The organism is Paenibacillus radicibacter, assembly GCF_024721995.1.
GTDB lineage: Bacteria > Bacillota > Bacilli > Paenibacillales > NBRC-103111 > Paenibacillus_AM > Paenibacillus_AM radicibacter.
Genome location: NZ_JANQBC010000001.1, coordinates 427,198 through 451,179, shown reverse-complemented (window position 1 = coordinate 451,179; position 23,982 = coordinate 427,198). Strand labels below are relative to the sequence as shown.

47 protein-coding genes are annotated in these 23,982 nt (G+C 31.7%); 45 read left to right on the top strand and 2 right to left on the bottom strand.

All coding sequences use genetic code 11. The features are described 5' to 3' along the window. Window positions 1-99: 99 nt before the first annotated feature. From NV379_RS02405 to NV379_RS02350, 12 genes are all read left to right on the top strand, one after another. Window positions 100-654 carry a zinc-ribbon domain-containing protein gene (locus tag NV379_RS02405; protein WP_258205667.1) on the top strand — a complete coding sequence of 185 codons (555 nt, stop codon included), beginning with the start codon at window positions 100-102 and terminating at the stop codon, window positions 652-654. 28 nt (window positions 655-682) lie between these two features. Then, entirely contained in the window at window positions 683-862 is a 180-nt protein-coding gene (locus tag NV379_RS02400) for a hypothetical protein (RefSeq protein ID WP_258205666.1), read from the top strand. Between the two features lie 47 nt (window positions 863-909). Next, a complete protein-coding gene (locus tag NV379_RS02395; RefSeq protein ID WP_258205665.1) occupies window positions 910-1,431 on the top strand; it encodes a DUF262 domain-containing protein in 522 nt (173 codons plus the stop codon). Window positions 1,432-1,482: 51 nt separating this feature from the next. After that, window positions 1,483-1,797, top strand: a complete 315-nt coding sequence (locus NV379_RS02390; RefSeq protein WP_258205664.1) for a hypothetical protein — start codon at window positions 1,483-1,485, stop codon at window positions 1,795-1,797. Between the two features lie 52 nt (window positions 1,798-1,849). Further along, window positions 1,850-2,044, top strand: a complete 195-nt coding sequence (locus NV379_RS02385) for a hypothetical protein (protein WP_258205663.1) — start codon at window positions 1,850-1,852, stop codon at window positions 2,042-2,044. A gap of 37 nt (window positions 2,045-2,081) precedes the next feature. After that, window positions 2,082-2,480 (top strand): hypothetical protein, encoded by a 399-nt coding sequence (locus NV379_RS02380; RefSeq protein ID WP_258205662.1) that lies wholly within the window; start codon window positions 2,082-2,084, stop codon window positions 2,478-2,480. Between the two features lie 63 nt (window positions 2,481-2,543). Further along, complete coding sequence (locus NV379_RS02375; protein WP_258205661.1) at window positions 2,544-2,711, top strand: hypothetical protein; 168 nt, start codon at window positions 2,544-2,546, stop codon at window positions 2,709-2,711. Between the two features lie 491 nt (window positions 2,712-3,202). Further along, window positions 3,203-3,508: a hypothetical protein gene (locus NV379_RS02370; RefSeq protein ID WP_258205660.1), complete on the top strand. Its 306-nt coding sequence runs from the start codon at window positions 3,203-3,205 to the stop codon at window positions 3,506-3,508. 34 nt (window positions 3,509-3,542) lie between these two features. After that, window positions 3,543-3,869, top strand: coding sequence for a hypothetical protein (locus NV379_RS02365; RefSeq protein ID WP_258205659.1), 327 nt, complete (start codon window positions 3,543-3,545; stop codon window positions 3,867-3,869). Window positions 3,870-3,966: 97 nt separating this feature from the next. Continuing rightward, window positions 3,967-4,338, top strand: coding sequence for a hypothetical protein (locus NV379_RS02360; RefSeq protein ID WP_258205658.1), 372 nt, complete (start codon window positions 3,967-3,969; stop codon window positions 4,336-4,338). 30 nt (window positions 4,339-4,368) lie between these two features. Beyond that, window positions 4,369-4,677, top strand: coding sequence for a hypothetical protein (locus NV379_RS02355; protein WP_258205657.1), 309 nt, complete (start codon window positions 4,369-4,371; stop codon window positions 4,675-4,677). 181 nt (window positions 4,678-4,858) lie between these two features. Next, window positions 4,859-5,038 (top strand): hypothetical protein, encoded by a 180-nt coding sequence (locus NV379_RS02350; RefSeq protein WP_258205656.1) that lies wholly within the window; start codon window positions 4,859-4,861, stop codon window positions 5,036-5,038. 41 nt (window positions 5,039-5,079) lie between these two features. Here the strand turns inward: NV379_RS02350 and NV379_RS02345 are convergent, their stop codons facing one another. Continuing rightward, window positions 5,080-5,346 carry a helix-turn-helix domain-containing protein gene (locus tag NV379_RS02345; protein WP_258205655.1) on the bottom strand — a complete coding sequence of 89 codons (267 nt, stop codon included), beginning with the start codon at window positions 5,344-5,346 and terminating at the stop codon, window positions 5,080-5,082. A 166-nt stretch (window positions 5,347-5,512) separates the two neighbouring features. On the opposite strand from NV379_RS02345, the gene NV379_RS02340 reads away from it, so the two are divergent. Continuing rightward, window positions 5,513-5,704 (top strand): hypothetical protein, encoded by a 192-nt coding sequence (locus NV379_RS02340; protein WP_258205654.1) that lies wholly within the window; start codon window positions 5,513-5,515, stop codon window positions 5,702-5,704. 46 nt (window positions 5,705-5,750) lie between these two features. On the opposite strand, the gene NV379_RS02335 is transcribed toward NV379_RS02340, so the two are convergent. Next, a complete protein-coding gene (locus NV379_RS02335) occupies window positions 5,751-5,972 on the bottom strand; it encodes a hypothetical protein (protein WP_258205653.1) in 222 nt (73 codons plus the stop codon). A gap of 161 nt (window positions 5,973-6,133) precedes the next feature. Between NV379_RS02335 and NV379_RS02330 the strand changes: the two genes are divergently transcribed. The 32 genes from NV379_RS02330 to NV379_RS02175 all read left to right on the top strand — a co-directional run bounded on the left by NV379_RS02330 (window position 6,134) and on the right by NV379_RS02175 (window position 23,749). Beyond that, window positions 6,134-7,198: a helix-turn-helix domain-containing protein gene (locus NV379_RS02330; protein ID WP_258205652.1), complete on the top strand. Its 1,065-nt coding sequence runs from the start codon at window positions 6,134-6,136 to the stop codon at window positions 7,196-7,198. Beyond that, window positions 7,198-7,584, top strand: coding sequence for a hypothetical protein (locus NV379_RS02325; RefSeq protein ID WP_258205651.1), 387 nt, complete (start codon window positions 7,198-7,200; stop codon window positions 7,582-7,584). Before NV379_RS02330 ends, NV379_RS02325 begins: the two co-directional genes overlap by 1 nt. 162 nt (window positions 7,585-7,746) lie before the next feature. Continuing rightward, window positions 7,747-7,974, top strand: a complete 228-nt coding sequence (locus tag NV379_RS02320) for a hypothetical protein (RefSeq protein ID WP_258205650.1) — start codon at window positions 7,747-7,749, stop codon at window positions 7,972-7,974. Between the two features lie 66 nt (window positions 7,975-8,040). Beyond that, window positions 8,041-8,208, top strand: a complete 168-nt coding sequence (locus NV379_RS02315) for a hypothetical protein (RefSeq protein WP_258205649.1) — start codon at window positions 8,041-8,043, stop codon at window positions 8,206-8,208. 376 nt (window positions 8,209-8,584) lie between these two features. After that, window positions 8,585-8,845 (top strand): hypothetical protein, encoded by a 261-nt coding sequence (locus NV379_RS02310; RefSeq protein ID WP_258205648.1) that lies wholly within the window; start codon window positions 8,585-8,587, stop codon window positions 8,843-8,845. Between the two features lie 330 nt (window positions 8,846-9,175). Next, window positions 9,176-9,658: a hypothetical protein gene (locus tag NV379_RS02305; RefSeq protein ID WP_258205647.1), complete on the top strand. Its 483-nt coding sequence runs from the start codon at window positions 9,176-9,178 to the stop codon at window positions 9,656-9,658. Between the two features lie 52 nt (window positions 9,659-9,710). Further along, window positions 9,711-10,022: a hypothetical protein gene (locus NV379_RS02300; protein WP_258205646.1), complete on the top strand. Its 312-nt coding sequence runs from the start codon at window positions 9,711-9,713 to the stop codon at window positions 10,020-10,022. Between the two features lie 45 nt (window positions 10,023-10,067). Continuing rightward, window positions 10,068-10,400 carry a hypothetical protein gene (locus NV379_RS02295; protein ID WP_258205645.1) on the top strand — a complete coding sequence of 111 codons (333 nt, stop codon included), beginning with the start codon at window positions 10,068-10,070 and terminating at the stop codon, window positions 10,398-10,400. A gap of 39 nt (window positions 10,401-10,439) precedes the next feature. Continuing rightward, on the top strand, window positions 10,440-10,661 hold the full coding sequence (locus tag NV379_RS02290) for a hypothetical protein (RefSeq protein WP_258205644.1): 222 nt from the start codon (window positions 10,440-10,442) through the stop codon (window positions 10,659-10,661). 301 nt (window positions 10,662-10,962) lie between these two features. After that, window positions 10,963-11,163 (top strand): hypothetical protein, encoded by a 201-nt coding sequence (locus NV379_RS02285; protein ID WP_258205643.1) that lies wholly within the window; start codon window positions 10,963-10,965, stop codon window positions 11,161-11,163. A gap of 26 nt (window positions 11,164-11,189) precedes the next feature. Then, window positions 11,190-11,444, top strand: coding sequence for a hypothetical protein (locus NV379_RS02280; protein ID WP_258205642.1), 255 nt, complete (start codon window positions 11,190-11,192; stop codon window positions 11,442-11,444). Window positions 11,445-11,490: 46 nt separating this feature from the next. After that, the gene (locus NV379_RS02275; protein ID WP_258205641.1) at window positions 11,491-11,697 is read left to right on the top strand and encodes a hypothetical protein; all 207 of its coding nucleotides are present in this window, start codon (window positions 11,491-11,493) and stop codon (window positions 11,695-11,697) included. 39 nt (window positions 11,698-11,736) lie between these two features. Then, a complete protein-coding gene (locus NV379_RS02270) occupies window positions 11,737-11,901 on the top strand; it encodes a hypothetical protein (protein WP_258205640.1) in 165 nt (54 codons plus the stop codon). A gap of 37 nt (window positions 11,902-11,938) precedes the next feature. Then, window positions 11,939-12,196: a hypothetical protein gene (locus tag NV379_RS02265; RefSeq protein ID WP_258205639.1), complete on the top strand. Its 258-nt coding sequence runs from the start codon at window positions 11,939-11,941 to the stop codon at window positions 12,194-12,196. 42 nt (window positions 12,197-12,238) lie between these two features. Next, entirely contained in the window at window positions 12,239-12,514 is a 276-nt protein-coding gene (locus NV379_RS02260; RefSeq protein WP_258205638.1) for a hypothetical protein, read from the top strand. 33 nt (window positions 12,515-12,547) lie between these two features. Next, a complete protein-coding gene (locus NV379_RS02255) occupies window positions 12,548-13,021 on the top strand; it encodes a hypothetical protein (RefSeq protein ID WP_258205637.1) in 474 nt (157 codons plus the stop codon). Window positions 13,022-13,070: 49 nt separating this feature from the next. Next, complete coding sequence (locus NV379_RS02250) at window positions 13,071-13,721, top strand: hypothetical protein (protein ID WP_258205636.1); 651 nt, start codon at window positions 13,071-13,073, stop codon at window positions 13,719-13,721. Window positions 13,722-13,797: 76 nt separating this feature from the next. Continuing rightward, window positions 13,798-14,361, top strand: coding sequence for a hypothetical protein (locus tag NV379_RS02245; RefSeq protein WP_258205635.1), 564 nt, complete (start codon window positions 13,798-13,800; stop codon window positions 14,359-14,361). A gap of 141 nt (window positions 14,362-14,502) precedes the next feature. Beyond that, entirely contained in the window at window positions 14,503-15,030 is a 528-nt protein-coding gene (locus NV379_RS02240; protein WP_258205634.1) for a hypothetical protein, read from the top strand. Window positions 15,031-15,066: 36 nt separating this feature from the next. After that, the gene (locus NV379_RS02235; protein ID WP_258205633.1) at window positions 15,067-15,432 is read left to right on the top strand and encodes a hypothetical protein; all 366 of its coding nucleotides are present in this window, start codon (window positions 15,067-15,069) and stop codon (window positions 15,430-15,432) included. A 33-nt stretch (window positions 15,433-15,465) separates the two neighbouring features. Next, the gene (locus tag NV379_RS02230) at window positions 15,466-15,657 is read left to right on the top strand and encodes a hypothetical protein (RefSeq protein WP_258205632.1); all 192 of its coding nucleotides are present in this window, start codon (window positions 15,466-15,468) and stop codon (window positions 15,655-15,657) included. A 78-nt stretch (window positions 15,658-15,735) separates the two neighbouring features. Next, complete coding sequence (locus NV379_RS02225) at window positions 15,736-16,866, top strand: hypothetical protein (protein ID WP_258205631.1); 1,131 nt, start codon at window positions 15,736-15,738, stop codon at window positions 16,864-16,866. A gap of 141 nt (window positions 16,867-17,007) precedes the next feature. Next, complete coding sequence (locus NV379_RS02220; RefSeq protein WP_258205630.1) at window positions 17,008-17,265, top strand: hypothetical protein; 258 nt, start codon at window positions 17,008-17,010, stop codon at window positions 17,263-17,265. Window positions 17,266-17,323: 58 nt separating this feature from the next. After that, window positions 17,324-17,497: a hypothetical protein gene (locus tag NV379_RS02215; protein WP_258205629.1), complete on the top strand. Its 174-nt coding sequence runs from the start codon at window positions 17,324-17,326 to the stop codon at window positions 17,495-17,497. 205 nt (window positions 17,498-17,702) lie between these two features. Continuing rightward, entirely contained in the window at window positions 17,703-18,212 is a 510-nt protein-coding gene (locus NV379_RS02210) for a hypothetical protein (protein ID WP_258205628.1), read from the top strand. A gap of 142 nt (window positions 18,213-18,354) precedes the next feature. Further along, complete coding sequence (locus tag NV379_RS02205) at window positions 18,355-19,689, top strand: DNA sulfur modification protein DndB (RefSeq protein WP_258205627.1); 1,335 nt, start codon at window positions 18,355-18,357, stop codon at window positions 19,687-19,689. A gap of 25 nt (window positions 19,690-19,714) precedes the next feature. Beyond that, entirely contained in the window at window positions 19,715-20,689 is a 975-nt protein-coding gene (locus NV379_RS02200) for a phage lytic cycle repressor MrpR family protein (protein WP_258205626.1), read from the top strand. Between the two features lie 127 nt (window positions 20,690-20,816). Next, a complete protein-coding gene (locus tag NV379_RS02195) occupies window positions 20,817-21,329 on the top strand; it encodes an accessory gene regulator B family protein (protein ID WP_258205625.1) in 513 nt (170 codons plus the stop codon). A 137-nt stretch (window positions 21,330-21,466) separates the two neighbouring features. Beyond that, entirely contained in the window at window positions 21,467-22,003 is a 537-nt protein-coding gene (locus tag NV379_RS02190; RefSeq protein WP_258205624.1) for a hypothetical protein, read from the top strand. A 237-nt stretch (window positions 22,004-22,240) separates the two neighbouring features. Continuing rightward, window positions 22,241-22,753 carry a LytTR family transcriptional regulator DNA-binding domain-containing protein gene (locus NV379_RS02185; protein WP_258205623.1) on the top strand — a complete coding sequence of 171 codons (513 nt, stop codon included), beginning with the start codon at window positions 22,241-22,243 and terminating at the stop codon, window positions 22,751-22,753. 155 nt (window positions 22,754-22,908) lie between these two features. Next, window positions 22,909-23,160: a hypothetical protein gene (locus NV379_RS02180; RefSeq protein ID WP_258205622.1), complete on the top strand. Its 252-nt coding sequence runs from the start codon at window positions 22,909-22,911 to the stop codon at window positions 23,158-23,160. Between the two features lie 157 nt (window positions 23,161-23,317). Continuing rightward, the gene (locus NV379_RS02175) at window positions 23,318-23,749 is read left to right on the top strand and encodes a GIY-YIG nuclease family protein (protein WP_258205621.1); all 432 of its coding nucleotides are present in this window, start codon (window positions 23,318-23,320) and stop codon (window positions 23,747-23,749) included. The last annotated feature ends 233 nt before the right edge of the window (window positions 23,750-23,982 follow it).

Sequence of the window (23,982 nt, the reverse complement as noted above, 5' to 3'; positions counted from 1 at the left end):
AGTCTAACGATGTTCATGAAAAGGGAGTGTTGATATAATCGAGTAAAGATGCGACTCAGTCTGAAAGATTAATATTATCAAATGGAGCTGCTTAACATCATGAGTGCTAATAAATCGATTATAATAACTCACAACGACATAATGAAAGATTGGGACTACGATAGGACAAACTTCTCACCTCTAGAGATATCAATTGATTCGCATAGAAGAGCATGGTGGATATGTGAAACAGGACATAGTTTACTTGAACCAATAAGGGTAAGGGTAAAGAACAATGGTTGTTCGGAATGTTTAAAAGTAAAAAGGAAACAAGATGAGGAAGCGAAGAAACAAAGCGATAGTATTGGTGAAATTGGATTAACTATTACATATGATGACTTAATTAAATATCCAAACGTATCAATTAGACGCTTTTTCAATGCTAATGCTGTATATTCTGCAATAACACTGAAGGATTTTATATCTATTACATGTGACAATAACAATGAAGCTAGGATCCACAATGCTTTATTAAGATTTGGGATTGAAACTTTGGAAGATGTACTTAATTCAACATATGATGACCTTTGCAAAATAAGGAATCTAGGTGAGCTATCACACAAACGTCTGTATGAATTACTAAAGTTTTTTTTCGAAAAACATCCAGAGTATTAAAATAAAAAGATCCATTTATGAGGAGATGATGAGTTTAAGAATGAGAAAAATATTATATATAGAGTCGTGGACTCAAATACTTTTTATTGCAAAACAAGTTGATTCAAAAATACACATTCAAGGAGAAGAAAAAGATATTAGAAAACTATCTTACCCAAGAGAGATTCTAATATGCGGTAATGATGAAGAACAATTCCTATGGGTATAAGTAATTTACTATGAATTGAATATTTGATCGTGAAAGGAGTGAACAATGTGAAATTTTCTGATATTAAACCGTACATTCAAATGAATGGTTATTCTGTCAATAGCACGTTAAGGTATCTTCCTACAACAATTAAAGAGTACCAGGATGATTTAGGTTTGGATTTGAATCCTGATTTCCAAAGAGGATATGTATGGTCAGTATTACAACAAGAACGCTATATAGAACACTTCCTAAGGGGTGGTACATCTGGATTAGATATTTACTTTAACCATACAAATTGGCACAAAACAAAGGGGAATGGTGATGGATGGTTTGTATGTGTAGATGGTTTACAACGTCTTACAGCTTGTCTAGGGTTCATGGATAGTAAAGTAAAAGCGTTTGGTCATTACTACCATGAGTTTGAGGACAGATTATCTACAACATTGACACTTCGACTACATATAAACAGCCTACAAACGCGTAAAGAAGTATTAGAGTGGTATTTGCAAATGAACAGCGGTGGAACTATTCATAGTGAAGAAGAACTGACGAGAGTCGAAGAATTACTAGCAGCAGAATCTCGTTAAATAGATTATTTTATGAGGAGATGTGATAACTTGTTAACTATTTATATGTATATGAAACAAGAACATCCAGAGATATTCGATGAATATAAAAGGTATCGGGAAGCACAGATATCGAATATACATAAAAACAAAGGTACAAAGGTTATAACGTTAAGAAGCGGTTATGGGGGATTTGGAGGACAAGAATTGATCATTCTTGGTATATCTGAAATCAATGATTATTACTATATTAATTTAACGAATTATAAAGGAAATGAATATTTGTGTTCGTTTGAAGACTTTCATAAGTCACTTAAAATTGTTGATAAGTTTGAATATGATTGGAATCTTGAAGATATTGAAACTGAAGATGATGAAGAAGAATAAAAGTTGTTGAAAGGATTCTTATATTTAAACTTTAATAAGTGGAGGGATGAAGATGTATAGAGTTATTAATCATGATATTAATGATGATATTTTAGATAAGGTGGATACTATCGAACAAGCAAAGAAAGTACAAGAGGAAAACTATTTTTTTATGACAGGAATCCAAGAGCTTAAGAGTGGAAAATGGATCGATGTTGATGGAGTACACGAAGAGCTTAGCGATTACATAAGCAATGCATTGCGATAAAAGAAGTATTTCATTTATATTTTTAGGGGGGATAAAATTGAAGATCAGGACTTTTACGTGTTTAAACGGTTTAGAGTTAATTGTTAAACATCGAAAATCAGCAGTAATTTTCGAAATGAATCAAGATCAAATTAATAATAAGCATGGTGTTACATATATTTATGAGCCTAAAGATTTTCTTGAATTATTTAATTATATTGAAATGATTTCAAAAGAATCTTGGGCTAATTTAACCTCCAAAGAAGCCGATAGTTTAGGTGCTGATTATTACGAATACTATGATAAAGAACTTGATAGTAATGGCTATCTTAGTATTCGTGAAAATACGTTACTTATAGATAGACCATACTTAGAGAGTAACAAATTGTATCAATTTAATAAAAGAAAAATGGAGTCATTTATTCATGAATTTAACAAATTAATTGTTAATGAATAGTTTGAAGAATTAAGCATCAATGGGAATGAAAGAAGTCTTACATTCTGTCAGGAGAGTGTTTACATGAGAAAAGAATTAATTGGCTGGTTAGAAGTCTATGAAGAATTAACTGCACTTTATGATACTAGAGCTGATATGAACGATAAGGACAGCCTTCGAAAATACTTGATTTCTCAGTTGGATGAATTTGATGGTTTAAAAGTGAAAATAACAATAGAGACAATGAAATAATCTTTCATGAGGAGATATAGAAAATAAAAACATGTCAAAATATAACTTGGGACAAATGTTCAATGTTCAGGTAACTGGTGTGAGAGAACCAAACATAGGTGAAGTCATTCCATATAAAAAAATGAGGATCAGGACGCATACTATTTTCGGATTAAGGAGAAACAAGACAAGGAATATTTGGCAGAACTTATTGGAATAAACATGTTAGCAATAATAGCTGGTTCGATGATTTATCATGAATATTTGAAATAAGTAAGCCTTCATAGTGGTGAATATCGAGAAAATATAAATATAAATAATAGAAAGTAGGTAGTTTAAATAAATAATGGTGCAGCTATAGGTTATATGATACTCGCAGCGAAAAACTGGTTAAAACTTGATGAAACTATGATTAGAAAATTAGAACGTGCAATGTATGATGCAATGGATGAGTACACTGAGCATGAGGCAGAAAAAGCTTATCACAATAACTAAGACTAGGAGAGAATACAATGCAAACACCTACAATTTTTCAGTTAGGCAAGCTATCTAGTGTAATAGAAGAAATCAATAAAGGAATCGGTTCTACATTGACTTTTATATCGCAAAGTGAACGATGTGGTTTGGAAATCTCCCTAACCTTTCCAAACTTAGTAAATGATATTGGAGAAATTAATGCAGTTTTAGAAAAGATATACAATTATTTTGGACTAAAGAATACTGATTTTAGCACATCTATTGAATCTGGATATGGGAAAACAAGAGTCATTCTTAAGAGCACAATTCAGGAATTGGTTATTACGGCATCAAACAGATGAAATGAAAGAGCGATTTCATGGGGAGATGAATACAATGGATATTGAATGGAAAGAGTGCCCCAATTGTGGGGCTAGGCATTGTGGCATGTTTGAGGACTGTTATCCATGTTTTGATTGTGATAGTGAAGCAGCCTATGATGCAAGGTATCAAGCCATTAGAATCGGTGTTAATGGCTTCAATGATCAGGTATCAGTTTTTAATCAAATAGGAAATCACAAATTAAGCTCGCATAATGTATATGATCGTGTTGCAGACGTCACCAAAGATTTCTATAGATGTGTTATTAAAGTCTGTAGTGAGGAAGTCGAGTTTGAAGTCGATGGTATGCGGTTTAAGGTCACTTGTGAACGTATTAAATAAGATAAAGAGGTAAAGAAAGCAGATTATATTAGGAAGTAAGCTTAGGTTAGGTTATTGGATAAATATCACAAGTGAATTTCTATCAGGAGGTTAATATATGTTTAGAAGTAAACTAATAATCAACGATATCGAGATATATTCAATTTCAAATCCTGCGCTTGAAAATTACAGAAAGTACGCAAAGAAAGCAGCCAGTATAGAAAGAGAAGTGCTAGAAAGAAAACTTACTGCCATTATTGTTAATTCAACAGATATGTCGAGTGTACTCAATAATAAACGAGTGTATAGATTTGGTGGCTTCACAATGATTGCAAATGAGAGGACAAAGAAGATCGAGGTACTTACTTGGGACTTTGATAGTCATAAGCCAAGCATAGGATTCGCAGCACGAGAAATGTCAAATAGGTTAAAAAAGACATATAAAGAATTGGGCTTAAGTAGTACTGGGAACAGTTTGGTTAGTGTGTAATTATAAAATAAAAAATAAAGGATGATATGCATGATTAACAGAAGACTTATCGAGAGAGACTACATGTTTAAAAAAATTAAAAACAACTCAGAATACATAGCAGACGATCAAATTAACAAATTGTTAGATGAGCATTCATGGTGTGATCTGACCTTCAGATTTATTGAAAAGGTAACTGGTTATAAGATAATTGTTCTCGATAATGACACTGGGACGGAAGTTGCTATTGATGACCTTAATCGAGTAGCGTATGACTTTATGATAAGAAATGTTGAATCTCTAAGTGTTCAACGTGCCAAAAACTTAAATTTCCAGAGTTATGAGCTGCTACATGCGTAAGGAGTAGAGTAGAATGTCAGAACGAGAAAGAATGATATCGATTTCAGAGGATCAGAAACGTTCATTAGCCAGTTTTTGATTGATAGTAAGAAGAAATACACTATAGATAAATTGATGGTTTAGAAAGCGAAATAGAGTTTCTAGACAGCAGATTGAAAAGATACTTGGAGGAGTCAACGAAGTGAAAATTATAGAATTTGCAGAAGTAAAATTAGGATTAAGGTTAAGTTGTCTTCAACAAGATTTATTATTGATTTTAGAAAAAGACTCAGATTTTATTAAATATGTAAAAAATGATTCACAGACCATGAGTGAAGTTTTTGATGTTTATCGGTTATGGCACAAGCGTCAAGCAGCTTGATCCGAAATTAATATTAGAATTAATACAAAAGCACAGGGATTTTACTCCTCTGTGCTTTCATTGTTACTATTTGTCGTATCTTCTTCTTCATCAACAATTGTTATCAGTTCATCAATATCTTCAATTCCCAGTGCATTAATAATTTTGTTCAGATTTTCTCGCGTGAATGTTTTGTTTTCATCGTTAGCCATATCGCCAATTGTTGCTTCTCGTACCTTGGTAATCTTATGTAATGATCTTTGGTCAAGCTTATGTTTAATAAGTAAATCGTCAAGCTTTGATTTAATAACTCTACGTTTCTTCTGCATAATATCCCCTATCTATCTATTAACAGGTTAGTGATATTTTCATTATATATGTAGGAACGAGAACATGACAATTAAATTAACATAATTCTCTTGACAATTGCGAAATTCGCAATTATAATATTCAGATTCTATAAAATAAATGCGAATTCCGCAATTGAGGACATCTATGAATGGACAAAAATATAGACTTGAAAAGTTAAAGCACTATGATCCTAAATCAAAAATCGAAACTTGGATATCGACAAATCTTAAAAGTGATGAGATCTATACATTAGAGATATTTTTAGTTGAGGGCTATAGAATTTTTGATTGTGAATTAAATAAAGAAGTTAAACGCATACTTATTCTAAACCAATAATAAATATAGCCCTCTACATTTAAAATAGTAGAGAGCCTATATTTATTTAGATGTCATACATATCAAGGACTTCAATCCATTTTATCTGGCAGTGGTCAGCAACAATTAAGTGTTCTTTATTGTCTGTAGTATGTATTTCTGCTTCAATTAGTTCGATAGTTTTTATGTTTAGCATATTTGATATTTTTTCCAGTGCTGTATCTTTAGATTTTTCTGAAATTGAAATAGAAATTGGTATTGTAATTTCTCCATAAACTGTAAAGCTCATTTAATCATCTCCCAATTGTGTGATTGTTCGTTAAGTGAACTTTCGATAGATTTAGTTTATGTTCGTTTAACGAAAAAGTCAATACTAAACTGAAGATATTTTGTTTGTTAAACGAACAATTATATGATAATATCCAGTTATAATAGTAAAGAGGTGAATTTATGTTCTTATTCCCTAAAAGATTGAAAGAGTTGAGAGAGAAAAGGGGATTGTCTCAAGAAGATCTGGCGGATAAATTAAATATTCCTAGGTCATCTTTAGCTAATTATGAGTCAGAGGACAACGACAGAACTCCAAGAAGAAAAAGATTAGAGGAAATTGCAGACTTGTTTGATGTTTCAGTAGATTATCTACTTGGAAGAGACGATTCAACATATATAGAATCCACTCCAGATGAATTCAAAGAAATAATATCTAAATTTGAAAACATAGAAGAAATTATTAAAGATTACTATTTAATAAGATTTAATGATATGTATAAAGATATATTTGACTATATCGATAAAGAAAAACTTTTTATAAAAGATCGTTTGAATGAAACTTTTGACTATTCACAATACGATGATTTTGAAACTCCAGAAGATGTCTATTTATCACTTAGTTTAAATTTCAAAATTCAATATCTTCAAGCTATGATAATAGATGCAAAAATTAAGAACTTAACTTTTGAAGACTATTTAACCAGTTATAATGTAACTTTTAAGTATAAGCAAGTGAGAACTAATGAAATTGATAATGCAGCAAATCAAGTGGATATTATGCTTAAGCGAACTCATGAATATTTACAAGCTATCGGTAGAGGGAGCAGGATTAATTCCGACAAGGGTTTCTTTGAGGATGCTTCAATTATTCAGATACCAATTTATGGTGAAATAAAGGCGGGATATGACTTCGTGGCTGAACAAAACATCATTGGTTACAAAATTGTGTCAAAAAAAGAAGTGTCAGATGGAGAGTACTTTTATTTAGTGGTAAAAGGCGATTCAATGATTGATGAAGGTATTAGGGATGGTTTTAATGTTTTAGTTAAAAAGCAAAGTTTTGTAGAGAATGGAAAAATAGGCGTAGTTATAATTAATGGGGATGAAGCAACTTTGAAACGTGTGTACTATGATGGTCTTAACGTAATTCTACAAGCCTCAAATAAGGAGATACCACCAAGAGTAATCCCTGTAAACGAAGTAATGATTCAAGGTCAAGTGAAATCAGTGGTGTTTGATGTCTAATGGCTAAGATTGAGATTTATTATGACTACTATGATAGTAAGTTATGTCCTCAGTGGATGATCATCCACTTTGGTAGTAAAGGAATTGATTGGAAGAAGAGATATATGTATATTCCCCTTGCAGCACCATTTAAAAGAAAAACATCAGAAGAGTTTATGGATTTAGAAATGATGCTTACTATTACTCTAGTTGATTTGGTTATGAATCCTGACAAGGAACATCAAATTGGTGTTAATCTGAATAGTGTTGTGAATAGAGTAAACAAAATGCGAGGCGAAGGGAGCTTTCCTTATGATATTAGTGATGTAAGTACATTTATCTTACAAGTATCAGATATAGAGGATGTTGCTGCTATGGACAGGAATGAACTCTTTGCATGGCGATAAAATAGATGAGCATTAGATATTGATAGTTTAGTTATATATATGAACAGACATTTAATTTCTGTTCATATGAAATAAATTAAATATGAAAATATATGTGTATATTATTGACTTTATAAACGTAAATATGGTAATATTCAGTTAATAACGAAAGGAGATTGAATAATGGATAATAAATTAAATTATGACAAAAAGTATTATAGAAATAAAAGAAGAGAAAAAGAGATACCACTGAGTGGAGCGCTAGCAAAATATGTTGGAACAAGTTATGGGCATATTCTTCAGTGGGAAAAGAAAGAGAATCACCCAATGCAAAGAGACAAAATCGAGAGATATGTTGCATATATTGAAGCTTATCCAGAAGAACCACTTGAGACAAATATCAATGTTTGAAAAGATTGAAATCGAAGATAGGATCAAAGTAATGTAGTCCACAATATGGTAGAATGATTACATAATATGAAAATTAAAGTTGATGAAATTCAGATTTTATGGGGAGATGGATTAAACATGGCATGGACTACTGGAGTTTATTATTTTACATTAGCACAAAATCACACACAAGATAATTCACTATCAACTGAGCCAATTAAGATTGAGGGAGCAATATGTTTGATTGATGAGTAGTTAAGTTTAGAGATATGATGGGTTATCCAAGTGTATTGAATTTTGAGCAGTATGAACAATTTTCGGCTATTTGGTTTAACCTAAGCAGCGAAGATACGAGTTTGGGTCTATGTTATAAGATTGAATCCTAATGAATGTCTGATTTCAAAAGGAGGGTTACACCTTGACGTTTGTTGAAGTGATTGATAATTCTGGTTACAGTTGCACTCATGGAGAGCTAGACAAGATTTTGTGATAGGTGAAATTGTTGAATTAATGTATCAAGATGGATGCTGTTACAAAGTCAAGAAAACAAATGGGTATGAAGCAACACTCAACATGAGTAGATTTAAGAGTTCATAGAACACGGATTTCATGGGAAAAGGAGAAATATTAAATGGGTAAAGTAATTGATACTGAATGGGGAAAATTAAGCGATCCAGTTAAAACAATTTTGGAAAGAATCGATATCAATCGTTCAAGTGCTGACATTAGAATTGGTGAGGTAGTAGATATCCCTTATTTCAAAGGAATATTCACCGAGGAGATGTCAGATGAAATTTTAAAATATCAACATTCTTCAGAGAATGAAGGATTTTATTCAGCTCAACAGGTTGGTGAAATTGTACATATCAATTTTTTGAAAGCGGCTTTTTGAAACTAATATTAACGATATTCACTGAGAAAGGTGGATTATATGCAGTATGATACGTTGGGAGAAGATTATTCCGAATGGAGATACTTTCTGGTACAAAGCTGTAATCAAACAAGAGACTTCCACAATTAGGGGTTCAATATTTTCTTATGAATGTTACGAAGAACATAATGACGGATCGAGAGGAAGTTCTCTGATACATGGGTGGCATGACACACTTTAAGGAGCCAAAAGATCCGTTGATAAAGAATATGACATAGATCCAAATGTAATAGCGAAGTGGAAGATGATAAAAAACTGATTTCATCAAAATAAAAGTGAGTAGGGATGCAGATGGGTACAAGATTACTAGCAGAAAAACTAATAAAAGCAGAATTTCCAGCAATTAAATATCTTAGAGTTCATACAACTGGAAAGGGAATAGCAACAATTTACGCTTGGGATGAAAACTTCAAAATAGATGATGTGAATATGAGAAAACTAAGTGAATTCGGAACAAATGAGATATTAGCTCACGTTTATTTTAATGTGAAGCCTTATGATCAATTAATGGTTGATGCAATTCCTGACTACCAAGAGCCATCTGAAATTATTGTCGAAGCAGCTTTAACAGGAGGCTTGAATAAAGAAGGTATTATAAGAACAATCAATAAAATTTTTCCGGATATAGATTTGGTTTATAATGGATATGACTCTGGTTCTGGTAATGTAAACTTTTATGTGTCTGATTCTGATAGAATTACGCAAATTGAGCGAGAGATAATAGAACAATATGTTTCTGAGATAATTCCTCTTGGAGGAACAGTTCAGATTTAATATTTATAAAGAATATAGACACGAGTTTCATGAAGAAAGGGAGTGAGTTTTAATGGAGATTGAAATTGGAAAGTTTTACGCTATGGATCATGAGAATGCTAAAGGTGAGATTGAAACGAATGTAGTACATGTGTTAGGTATACGTGATAATTTTGAAATAGAAGTAGAAAAACAATTTTACTTAACAGAGACAATGTTTTTAATTAATGGGAAGCTTGATTCCATCTATAAAAACGATTGGTTAGGTTGTTTTTTCAAAAGAGAAGGAACAACAGAAGAGATCGATTTGTTCCTACAGAGTAAAGAATCAAATCCAGAATTAAAAGAATGGGCAGAGTTAGTTGTAGGTTCTTTAATCAAATAAAACGGAGATTTCATATCTCAATAAAATATTTGGGAGGCAATGAATATGAATTACCATGATGCCATTTCTATGTTATTTGAAAAGTATAAAGATAATATTAACTGGATTTCAACCAAAGAAGAAAACAAATTGACAGAAGTAACTAGTATTGACAACTCGTCTAACGACAGGATCTATTTTCAGAGCAATGACAACTATATCTGTGCTAATCCAGAAGTTATTACAACAATTCGCTTTAATTCTAATATAAAAGTACCTCAAACAATCGAAGATTTATTTGTTCAAATCGATGGAGAGTATTCTCGTGGGGTAATCCCCTTTTATATTCACTTTCTTACAAGCTCGAACAACATTGAAGTAACTTTCGAATTCAAATAAAATACTAGTTTTATCGCATGTAGGAAGGAGGAATGTGAGTTGCGAATTGAAGACTTTGATGCAAATGAATGTATTAAAATTATAGATGTATCGAAAATAGTTCAGGGTGACATGCTTTGGAAAAATGGTGATATTGTACAAATAAAAGAGGTTGATGTATATGAGAATAGACTAGATGTATGGCGAAAAGATAAATATCTGAGTGAATTTATTTATGATTACGAGTTAAGAGCTATTGAAAAAGTTAGTGCGAGTAAATAAAAGAGTTGTTTTATGTGCTAACTATGGGGGAATTAAATGAAGAAAAACTGTGAAAGGTGTAAAGCGCTAGAATCGACATTTGTTGATTGGGACTGTAGTTTGGGATATAAGATTGATCCGAATAAGGCAATCCCATTGGAAAATTGCCCAAAACCTAAAACTAACATTAGGCTGGCAGAACTTGGTCTATTAAAATCCAGATATAGTTTAACACTTCAAGAGCTTGCTGAATGGAAATTTGTTTAATACCATAAAACCTGAATTACATGGGGTGAGGATTATTAAAGAATCAGTAAGTATTGTGAAAAAATTTCTGTTTGAGAGTACCAATTTTGAATCGAAAGAATCATTTCATGATAGGTTAGATGAATTGGCAGAAGCATATGAAACCATTCCTGAAGATGTTGCTGATGCTTATGATCAATTGACAGAGTATGAAATGTGGGAAATTATCAGAAAAATGGCTGTTGAAGGCAAGAGAAGGACAGCCAATAGAAACTGACTTTCATATGATAGGAGAAGATAATCATGGGATACATTAAAATCAGAGAAGGTACTTATAGAATGAGCAGTGTTTTAAGTGGTATTGACGCTGCTCACGCAATTAAAGACATTATCAGTAGTGAGAGAGGCATACCACCTTTACGTTTTGAATTCGATCATAGTACAGGTGGGTTTGCAGATGTTTTGGGTATGTACGCAAAGCAACAATTGGGTATTGGTTTAGAAGTAGATTTTGATCAAAAATCGGGTAGGCTAGTTATGTTCTATTTAAATACATGAGCTTATGAAAGTTCACTTTCATAGTATTGTGAGGGAGATTTGAAAAATGGATTTGACAGAAATGTTTAAAAGAAAAGGTTTTAAGTATAAGTACGTATTTATATTGGGAAATTTAGGAGATACATCGTCAATAAAAATTGTAGATGGATGGGAAAAGGAATTAATCAGTCCTGAAGAATTAGAGACACAAAAGCGCACAATGATGAAGAATTATAAATTGCCAGTGATCAATGTAGAAGTTGAAGAATTGTAAATAAAAGGTCAATTTCATAAGGATGGGGGTTAAATCAAAATGTTAAATAAAGAAGAAGTGTTAGACCGATTGAGCGATATCATTCTTTATGCCAAAACTGCAAAAGAAGACTACAACAATGACGATAAGAAAAAAGCAACTACAAGATTAATTGCTACTAAAGTTTCAATTGAAACGCTTCTTGACGATTTGAAAAACAAATAAAATGTCAGTTTCATGCTAAATAAAGGAGGGGTTTAGATTGAAGTTAGAGTTAAAGGATTATCTGGCAAACTATAGACCAGAAATTATTGAGGAATATCAGAGATATGTCGGTGATATACCTAGCGCTGGAGATAAAGTAGTATCTCTTGTTAGTGGATATGGTGGTTCTGCTGGAGTGACACGAATTGTTTTCGAAGTAAACGATAGAGATATTGTGTTACAGAATCCATCAGATCCTGAGAGAAGATTTTTATGCAGCAAAGTTAATTGGTGGAGAGAAGTAAAGCTAGTATGACGATAAAAAATCCATTTTACTATAAGTGAAGAGGAGATTAAGGTGAATCTATTTTCTATACTACAAAACAACCCTACTTATGTTACAGTAAATTTGCAAAGACACAATGGTGCTAAAAGAAGTATTAAGGTGATGATTGGCAACTCTTACATATGTGAACCACTAAATAAAAATAAGTTGAAGCATCGAGATCGTAAATTCGTAGTGAGTGGATTTAGGTATAGCAAATCTAAAGAACCATATCAAGCAAAGGTGATCTTTCGAGATACAGGGAAAAATGGATATGTTGATTTAGAAGATATAGTTGAATTTGAATGATAGTAAAAATACTATTTGATGAGGATGATCTAAATGGATATAAAGGAATTTTACTCAAATGAGATTGCATTTCTTAGTAATCATACTATCAAAATAAATTTTAATGAGAATTCTTTAGGTGTTACTTTAACCGATGAAGATGGAAAACAAATTGATTTTAAAGCTTTTAGTTTTTTACTTGAACAAATAAATACCTTGTATAATAAGAAAAAAGAAGAGTATTATGGTGAAGATAACAAGGGACCTATTGATGAATTTACTCGAAAAAGATTAAATCTTCAAGATTATTTACTTTACAAATATGAAGAGTTTGGAAATCATAAAGCCATTTCAGAAGTATTTCATGATGATAATCGAATATTAACTATACAAGAGTATGCTGTATCAAAAGAAACAAATTTACGCGCACAAGACTATGGGTTCGCTGCACATTTCAATATTTACGATCTAGAAAAAATTTTACCATCGATACTTAGTTTCTATGAGAAGAATAAACTAGAAAAGTAAATAAAAAGACTCTTTCATAGGAAAAATAAAGCAAAAGGAGAATTAAAATATGCCTATCGATGGAAAAAAAGAAGAACATGAAAGTTTTGGAATGCTTGGATTTTCGAGAACAAGTGGAGGGTATTCTAATCTGTTTGGGAGCAGCATTAAACACCAACATACGATTACAATGAGACTCAGACATGCGATTAAGGAGCGCGATTTAAATAAAGATTGGTATTACGGAAAGAGTGAAATTGTTGAGGTAGAAATGTCTCAAAACCAATTTGCTGAATTGATTACATCTATGAATATGGGCGATGGTGTGCCTGTAACTATTCGTCGGTTGAATGGTAAGAGGATGGATAATTGCCCAGAAGAAAACAAACGTGAGATTTTCGAAAAAGAATTTGAAGAAAGAATGGTTAATTTAAGTGAACGGTTAGAGAAGATTACAGAGGACGCGGAACGCATATTAGAAGATAAGACAGCACCGAAGAAATCTGATAAAGAACTTATTCTTAAGCAACTTTCACAACTTAGACAAGAAGTGTCTTCTAATATTCCATTTGTGGCAGCATCCTTTAATGAGCAAATGGATAAGACAGTTACTGAGGCTAAGGGAGAGGTCGAGGCGTTTGTAATGAATAAAGTCCACTCGTTAGGTATTGAAGGTCTAAAGGCAGAGTTTCTTAGCTTGAGCGAGGGAAAATCAGAATGAAATAACGGTTTCAAAGGGACAGAGGGTTAGAAGAATTATCTGAAATACTATTTTGCAATGTGAGGAGGTTACTTTTTTGAAGAATTTTTTCAAACATCCAATTACTGCATCGGTTATTTCATCTTTTATTATATTAGCTATTATCACTCCTTTTGTTTCATATGTAAAATCAATTCCACTTATAGAATCTATTAAAGTAATTTGGGAAGTTATACTATCTGTATTAAACTTTGGGGTTCCTATTTGGATAATAATATGCTTCTTTGTAGTTTTTTGGATCATTGTAAAAGTATTAAATTCTAAATCTAGCACAGAAATTCATCCATTCAATAGTTACAAGGAAGACATTATTGAAGGAGTTAAATGGGAATGGGAATGGATAAAGATGTATGATGGAAGTTACGACGTTAATAAAAATACTCTTGTTCCAACTTGCAAAAAGTGCAAAGGATTACTAATTTTAAAGCCAGATAGTGGAGATTATTATTATTCTGACAGACAAGTATTATATTGCGAACATTGTGATTCTAAACACAAAACATTGCAAGACCCAGAGGAGTTAATAAATAAAGTTAAGCGAGAGATTATTAGAAAAGTAAGATCAGGCGAGTGGAAACTGATAGAAGATATAAAACGATGATTTCATAGGAAAGGAATATGAGAAGTGAAAGCAAGGGGAAAAAGAAAGATATCTTACACTAGTTGATAAATTCAACAAAACGTGAAGCAGGATATACTTTCACTGAAATCTAGATCAAATATCGTTTTTATGGGGGAATGTATGAAACATTATCGCTTAGAAATTCTTAAAAGAATAATTGAATCAAATATACACATTATCGATTTAAAAAATGGTGAGATATTTAGTAAAAGAACTGGGTTAAAACTAGGTAGTTTTGACAATCATGGATATCTAACGTGTACTCTAACTTTAGAGAATAAAAATTACAGATTTAGAATACATGAGATTATTGCTATTGCTGGTTCATTGGTTGTAGCTGAATCTAGTCATATCATACATACTAATGGGATCATATCTGACAATCGCCTTGAGAATCTTCAGGTAGTAGAAAAAGGTGGGGGAGCAAAACATGCTTACAAAATGGGGAAAGTAATTGTACCTGTACTGTGTGGAGAACATGCCCCAACGGCAAAACTTACACTGAAGAAAATAGAAATTATTAAAAAAGAATGGAGTAATGGATCGAGCATGAGAAGTTTAGGAGTGAAATATGGAGTTTCTCATACTACCATTCGAAGCATAGTCCGAGAAGAAAGTTGGTCGCGGGGAAACTATAGAAATAAATAAAATTGGCATTTGATTTGGAATGAAAGGAGAAAGTAGTTGGAGAAGACAGTTAAAAGTGGCATAGCAGGTATGTGGAAAACATTCGTTAAAGGTGAATATTACACTTCAAAGGGCTATGAACCTTGTTTCTATTGGGGAAGGATTGAGTTCCATAGGAATTCATGGTTTGTAAATGAGAAAGAAGTTATTAGTGAATATTATGTCGTATTTCTAAATTATAATACAGATGAAAATTCACCCTCTTGGGTAAGAGATTCCTATATATATAGCAACAATTCAAGGGCTCATGATCCTGCAATAGAATTTAAATCACTTGATAATGCAAAAAGATACATTAGGAAAAAAATTAAAAGTAAAGAACGAATAAAGTGGATTTTTGAGAAAGTTTATGATACAGAATAGAATTGGGATTTGATAAAGAAAGGGGTATGATAATTGAAAGCAAGAGGAAAAACGAGGGATATACTTAAACTAGTTGGAGAGATTCAATTGCTAGTTGGTAGTGCAAAAGCAAATCAAGACAATGATAGGGACAGAATTAGTCATGAAGTTGCACAGAAACAACTAGAAAAGGCACATGAGCTTTGTATTCAGATTAGGAGTATGTACGATCCGATTGAGGATTAAATGTTAATGTGATGTAATTTAAATAAGGAGTTCAACTTCGTCACAAATTTATACTAACTGAAAGGATGGCTAGAATATATGAAAGAAACAAACTTGTCTATGTTAGAACATTTTGAGAAGTTGAGAGCTGCACTAGGAGTCAATCCTCCTTTGGTAATTGGTGAAAAAGCTTCTAAGTATTTAGATGAAAACGGTTATAAAAATTCCAGAGCTGGATATGAAAAATCAACAGACACAGTGTATATCCGAGATCCTAAAAGATATATCTCACTCGCACACGAAATGCGTCATAGCTGGCAAAAGAAACACCAAGGAAAAATAAAAATCGCGCTAAAGGAAGATTCAAATAATTTAAAGGGATTTAAAGGTGTATTTAATGATATGTTCATTTATCCCTTTACATTAAAAGAATTGGATGCGAATTGGTACGCAATAAAATATGGATGGATTAATGTGGGCAAATGGAGGACTGTAAAATATATTTTTCAAACTGCGCTAATGCGTACAATGTATTTTTTTATTACGGTGTCACTTATAATTTATTTTAGTAGGGAACATCTTTTATTTATTTTCGACACTTTTTTAGTAGAGTTGAACAGAATGAACTTACATAATTTCTTTTCAGATCCATCATGGCAATCTATAGGAGTTCTTTTTGGTGGTGTTCTAGTGTTTGTTGGTGCTTGGTTTGGAACCAGATTAGCCAATAATGCTAAAAGTAAGAGTGATCTTGAAGAACAGCGGAAAACCTTTGAAGCATATCTAGAGTTATTAACTACTGAGTTATATAATAACAAAAAAATATTAGAGGATATGATGCGCTATCTTTATAAAAACCCACCAATTCTTAATGCATTTGATGCAGTTCTTGTTGGAGCTAATCACTTGTCATATAAAACTTGGGAACAGATAATAGCATCAAAAGTTACACATTTACTTGAGCCTAAACAGTTATTAGGCTTCAATATTGTGAATCAGAACATTAAGAAACTCATAACTGCAACAAGCATGGAAGTTGCAGATTGGAGAAGAGCTTACGAATTCCACAAATATTATAAAGTAAACCCATCTAAAGAAGCTATGCAGCTTATTGACTTGCAGCACATCTTAGACCAGAAAACTAGTTTGTTAAAGAAGGAAATTGAGAAGGTATTAGAACATACTCAATCCGTTTGTAAATTAATCGAAAAGAGTTGTCAAGACACATGATTTTGATATAACGAATCTAATCTTTGTTCGAGAAATGAAGAATCTTTCTTAATGAACAAGTTTCATTTTTTTAGTACAGATTATTCTAGATGCATTTCAGACGAATGAGTGCGACAATAAATTCAGGGAGGTTGATTAATAATGGTGGAGATTACTAAATTAGTAGAATATCGAAACATTAAAAATAATGGTGTGGGATTTCTAGCTATCACAGATAAGAAATTACCTGTAAATTGCGTTCATCATACATCTTGCTATGAAGTTAAAGAGATGCATTTTAAACAAAAGGTTATTATCAGTGGATCGAAGAATGGTTCGTATTATTTTACTAGTGATTACCAAGACGCAATTAATAAATTTAAAAAAATGAAAACATGCCAGAAATGTTTCGGTGAATGAAATGACGGCTCCATCATAAAGATAGATTTGAGATCGCTATGAGTTTGGGGATAAGAATATGAGTTCTGTTAAATTTATAATGACATACAAAAATAAGACTAAATTTGCATCCAGTCTTTTAGAAGCCAAAGCTTGGTCAGAGACTTTACTAAAAGCGAATAGAATAACTTATACAATTAAAGACGCTCTAACAGGGCGTATTATGGTGGAATGGTTTCCCCTTGGTATTTGAGAGCAAAAGTACATACGAGGCTCTAGAGTCATTAACAGAAGCCATTAATGATAGTCTGAAACACCTCAATGTACCCCAGATAGATTAGCAGCTACCTCATTTACGCACAGCAACAGGTTTAATATCCCCCTTTTGAATGCTTTAAAGATATTTAATTTATTGTTCGGATATATTTGCGATGGCATGGTACAAAAGGAGAGGATTTATGAACAATATTGAGCAAACAAACGAACCATTAGTTGTACTAATGTATACTTTAATAACAGGACATCAACGTTCTGTTAATTTAACGAGAAACCAAGTTAAAGAATTTATTGTACACTTTTTAGCGAAGAAGATGTACGTAGTAACTTCATTAGGGGTATCTTATGGGCTCAATCCTGATCAAATATCAGATTTTCGAGTAAAAGGGATTTATCAAAGAGAGATCAAACTATATATTGGGGATTTGGACATACAAAGAGAAGAAATCGCAAGTAGTTATGAAAAGAGTGTAAATGAATCGCGTAAAACTGATTCTGAAATTTATAAAATAGAATGCAAATGTGGAGCAGCCTATACTATTATATTATCTAGTAAAACTTTTAAAGGAAGATGTAATGGTTGTGGTGAGACTCTATTTGTTGACAGAAAGTCAGAAAGAAGGATAACTCATAAAGGTTTAGCAATGCTAATGACTAATAAATACTTTGTAAACCAAGCATCTACAACATAAAATAGTTACTAATAATATAATAAGTATTTTATAATAAACATATTATTTGCATTTATTTTATGCGGAAAATATGTTTATTTTTATGCTTAATGTGATACAATGATAAAAAAGAATATTGATTATAAGGAGTGTTATGGCGAACATGGAGAATCAAATAGTTGAGTTGTCAGATGTACTACCTTTAATTTTCGCAGAATTGAATAAAAATAAAGAGCAACAAAGAGAAATTGAAGAAATTCTAGCGACTAAACATAAAATTCTAAGAGGGACTTTCGCTGAAATTTTAGTTAATTACGAGAGAATAGACCAATTGAATCAAGAAGAATTGATAATTTTAGTCAATGTATTATTTGATGTTACACAAGACACGAGAATAAAGCCTACTAATTTTTATAATAACAGAGAAATAACAAAAGCTAATAAATATCAACAAGAAAAAGCACCAGTACTGCAATTTCCATACACATTTAATAGTGTAATAGCTGCCCCTTCAGGTAGGGATTATGTAACTATCATGGATGTCAGAGAGTTGCGCGATTTATGGTTTTCTAAAATTCTAACATATAATTTTAATACACAAAGACTTTCGAAGAAAAAACTACTTAAAAATAGTAAGATTTCTGAAAAAGCTGATGTTAATATGAAGAGTGTAAAGAATATTGCTCGCTTAATGCTTGAGGGAAAATTTAAAGCTGACACAATTCTATTAAACATTCTTGTAGATGGGAATGACAATATAGAGTATTCTGATGGCGAACTGACTATTCATGAAGGCACAACAATTAACTTAATTGATGGAATGCACAGGCTTCAAGGCATGATCGCAGCTTTAGAAGAAAACCCTGATTTAGAGGGATTTATTAATGTTGCGATAAAGCATTACCCACTTGAAGAGGCACAGTTTTTACTCGGACAAATTAATACAGTAAACCGATTCGACAAGACACTTGTTAAACATTACATGGCTGAGACTATCGGTGCTCAGATAACTAAGGACTTAATGAATATACCTGAATTAAAGAATAGAATCTCTATCAAGACAACATTAGATAAGAAGCTAAATTTCTATACAAACTTTGCTATTCTTTCTGAAGCGATTGATTCTATATTTGAACCTCAAAACAATAAAGACAGATATGATATTACTGAAGTTCTAAAGAAATTTTTTGGATATCTTGTGCCATCATTTGAGAATGAGCTAGAAAAGAACAAAAAGGAAGTCGCAAAAATAAGTTGGATCAATCATCACAATCTTTTTGTCGGTTTCGTAGTAATAGCTAAAAAGCTTTATGATAAGTATGGAAAAGACTTCCCTGTGGATGAAATTGTACGGATCATTAATGGAATCGATTTATCTAGAAGTGAAGGTTCTAAATTTAATGACTTAATGACAACACAAGGAAAAGTTAATAGTAATAAAGTTAAGAAACAAATTAGAGAGTTCTTTGAAGTTGAAGTTGATAGCTTATTAGCATAATATCTGGTAAGGAGGGATCTCCAATATGTCTAACATTCTTTACGAGGACAAAATGTATAACGGCGAAGTTAAAGAACTTTTTATTTCTGAGTATGGATTAGGAACTCAGAAAATATTGAATAGAATATTTAAAATTTCTCAAGCTTCAGAAAATGATCTAGGGAAAGATTTATTTGAATTTAATCGAGAAGAATTAAGACTACTCTTTTTTCTTTATCGTGCTAAAACGGAGTACTCATCTAAGGCAAATGTGAGTTGGGTGCAGAAGTACATCGATTGGGCAATTGAAGAAGGGTATTATGATGGTATGAATCCACTTGATACAGTAGATACAAAGTGGAAAGAGCAATTTGTCAATAAATCCATTAAGAAGTATTGGACAGATCGTGAGGTCGAAAAAATTATTGACAGTCTTGTAAACTATCAAGATCGAGTTGTTGTTATCCTCCCTTTTAATGGAGTAAGAGGTGTTGGGAATTGTGAGATAATAAATCTTCAAGTGCATGACGTAGACGCATTTAATGAGAAACTTAGCCTTAGAGACTCTGATGGGAAAGTGGCTAGAACTATTCCAGTAAGTGAAAAGTGTATAAAGCTTTGTGAAGCTGCGTTAAAAGAAGATGTTTATGAGAAGAAGAATGGGAACGCAAGCCCTGATATTAAGGCTCCAAATGCAAGTTTAGTGGATAATAATTATGTTGTTAAATCAGCTATTACGAGAACTGATCATCATGACGAAGCAGAGAAGAATGTTGTTCACAGAAGACTAACTAATATCTCCAAATCAATTGACGAACCTCAGTTTACTCCATTGAATATTATTTATTCAGGTATGCTTGCTATGGCTAAAGACTTATACTTGAAAAATGGCAAGCTAGAAGATGAAGAGTATAGAAAAATATGCGAACAATTCAATGTATCTGTTGAACAAAGTTTATATAGGTTAAAGAGTGAGTTCTTAAACATAGAAACTATCAAAAGTTTATACCCCCATATTTAATGGGGGTTTTACTTTTTTTGAATTGTTAGAAATATGTGTTGACTTATTGGTATAAAAAATGATATATTGTATATAGAAATACATAATACAATTAAGGAAGTGGTAAAAATAGGTGGTCATTGAATGGATGGCAGATAGTACAGCAAAAAAAATAAGAAAGGTTGATCCAATTAGAACAGCTAGTTTTGAAGTACTGCAATATGGATTAAAAATAACATATAACACTTTGATGATAATTATTTTTTCGCTTCTCATAGGAATAGTATTAAATAAAACACATGAAGTAATTATAAGTATGCTATCGTTTGCTCTATTGAGGTTTTTTTCAGGGGGGTTTCACTTAAAATCATCTGATCGCTGTGTAGCATTATCTGTATCTATGATACTGTTGATAGCATTTACTAACTTTTTACCAGATTATCTATATGAATATATTAATTTCTTAACTCTGCTAGTATTACTGAAGTTTGCACCATCCAATATACATATTAAAACCAAGAAATCTTTTAACCAAAAATTTGTCTTTAAATCAATTTCATTGATACTAGTAATTACTAACATTACATTGATAGGAAATCAAATTATAGCAGTTGCATTCTTTATTCAGTCACTTACGACTATATATAATAGGAGTGAATAGCATAAATGGAATACATATTTTTTGTCCTATTATCAACATTGGAAGGGTTTTCAGTAATTTTATTAGGTCTAATTTTGTTTAGATATAGGTTTAAGAGTGTTCAAGTCTATTTAAAATGTGTCTTGGGTGGTCTTTTAATGGCTACTGCATCATTGTATTTTAATAAAATTGGAATTAGTTATATGAGCACAATTTCACAGATAGTTATTTTGATACTTACATATAAAGTCCTATTTTATAAAAGCATGTTATCATCAGCATTGATTACTGCAACATCATATTTAATTTTTGGAGCAATACAAGGTTTGTTTATTGTAGTTCTCATGCTTAATAATTTGGTTAAAACAGCAGACTTACAACCATTTACAAGTGATGGATACGCTATTCAATTCTTTTCATCTATGATCATAATTATCATTGTATTTATAATAAAGAGACTAAATGAAGGATTTTCATTCGATCCACATGAAAGAAAAGGTGTCAACTTTAAATATGATAATAAAATGTTATGGTTTCTAATTACGCTATTCCTTGTTTCCGTTATTTCATTTTATTCTGAGTATAAGGCGTTCATGAATCTTGAGGCATTTGCAATATTATTATCTATTGTTGTTATATTCTCAATAAGTTTGTTGGTTATCAATATAAAGAGAGAGCAGGAAGATTCTAAGTAAGAGACATGATAATTAACGAGAGGAGGTGAGTGCTTTGAAGAAAAAATTCGTATTATGTGTGTCCTCTTTTATTGCATTAGTAGCTACTTTTTTTGCAGTTTCTGATTCAGTGTTTTGGATCAATAAACCTGTTGCTCCAAAGGAGTTGATTAAGTAAGAAAGCAAAATTAAACTTTATGCTTCAATTAAGTAATAAATACATATTGAGGCATAAAGCTTCTTATTCTGGAGGTTACAATGGATATTGTTAATAAACTTATGGATTTTATTTATGCTCGCACAGATCGTGAAAGCAGTAAGAGTAAATTAAGTAATGAAATTAATGACTTCCTTCATGATTACATTCAATTATTTAATAGTGAAAATAAATTAGTGTTTGTCAACATTAGAGAATGTTTGTTTATTGATAGAAATGACAATATGTCAGAATTTACAACAAGAGACGGAGTTTACAAACATTATTTTCCATTTGAAGTTTGTTTGGACATTGTTAATAAACATAATTATTGCAAATCGGACAATAGAGTTCTAGTTAATATTGATCAGATAAAAAAATATGACAGTGAACTTGGAAGGATATATTTTGAAGATAATATAGATAAAACGAACTTGTATGCTCCTATGGCAAACAGGAGATTAAATAGTATCAAAGATTTAGTTGGAGAAGATAAGGACACCAATAAGAATAAAGTTCCAATTAAGCAGATGGGAATATCTGAAATGAAAAAAGCACTATTCGGTATGTTTTAATCCATTCGACAAAATAATACATTAATTGCAAATAATACATATCGCATATACAAAGTAAATAGAAAAGATTCTGTATACTTTGATAGATCTAAAATCACAGAGGGGTGGTATTCTTATTGAAGGATATTATTACATGAGTAAAAGGAGAATGTACTTTGACAACAGGCAGTATGGACGAGAGATCATTTTACTATGACATTTTGGAAAATTGGGATAAGAACAAGATGTATTTTATGCTGTGGATTGAATTTGTTTGTGGGTTTGGTTTCGATACTTTACTATATCAGGAGTTAGAATCCCTGATGATTGATAGTAACGACATAGATGCTTGGATTGATTGCTTCGACGGAAATTTTGATAGTGTAATAGAGACTACTGAATTGTTTAAACAGAGGCATAGTGCATAAATAAAAGACTACATAAGCTGCATTGTCAGCTTTTCTTCTTGTTATAATAATAAAAAATAATAAGTAATAAATATTGACTACGTATTTTCAATATGTGATAATTTTATAGAAGTTAATAATTCACATTAAAAAGATTAGTCCATAAGGAGAGAGAATTATGACAATCTTGTTGAATACTGAATGGAAAGCATTAATTGAAGATTTATCCCAGACGCTTCTGAACTCAGAGCCAACTGACCTCAGTAATCGAAAGTCTATCCCCACAACTGGTGGTGTGTATATATTCTCATCAATTGATGATAAACAGATCATCTACATCGGTCAAGCTGGTAATATCAGAGGGAGAGTTTTCAATTCACATTTGTACGAGATGAGAATTTCGAGCTTCAGGGGTGCGCTGCTAGGGTTAAAGAAGAATCAATTGCACACTCCTGTTGTTGAACGTAATGAGGATTTAAACCTATACATATTAGAAAACTATCACTTACGGTACAAAGAAGTTAATGATACGATTATACGTGGCTGCTTAGAAAGCTATTTGATTGGATTATTAAAACCGAAATATTCAGTCCCAACATTTAAGAGATAAGCAAATAATTCAACAATTTCATTTGAAATGTGGTGATAGTTTGGATCAAAAGCGATTAAGTGAGCAAATCACCATTTGGATAAATGATTCTGAAAAATATCTTAATTTAATTGAAAAAACTACTGGTCAAAAGTTATATTGGCATCAAAGATTGATATTGAAGAGATTTTTAAAGAAGAATAGGGCAATAAAATAATACTATCATAGGGAATTAAAAAAAGAGGAGGTAATAT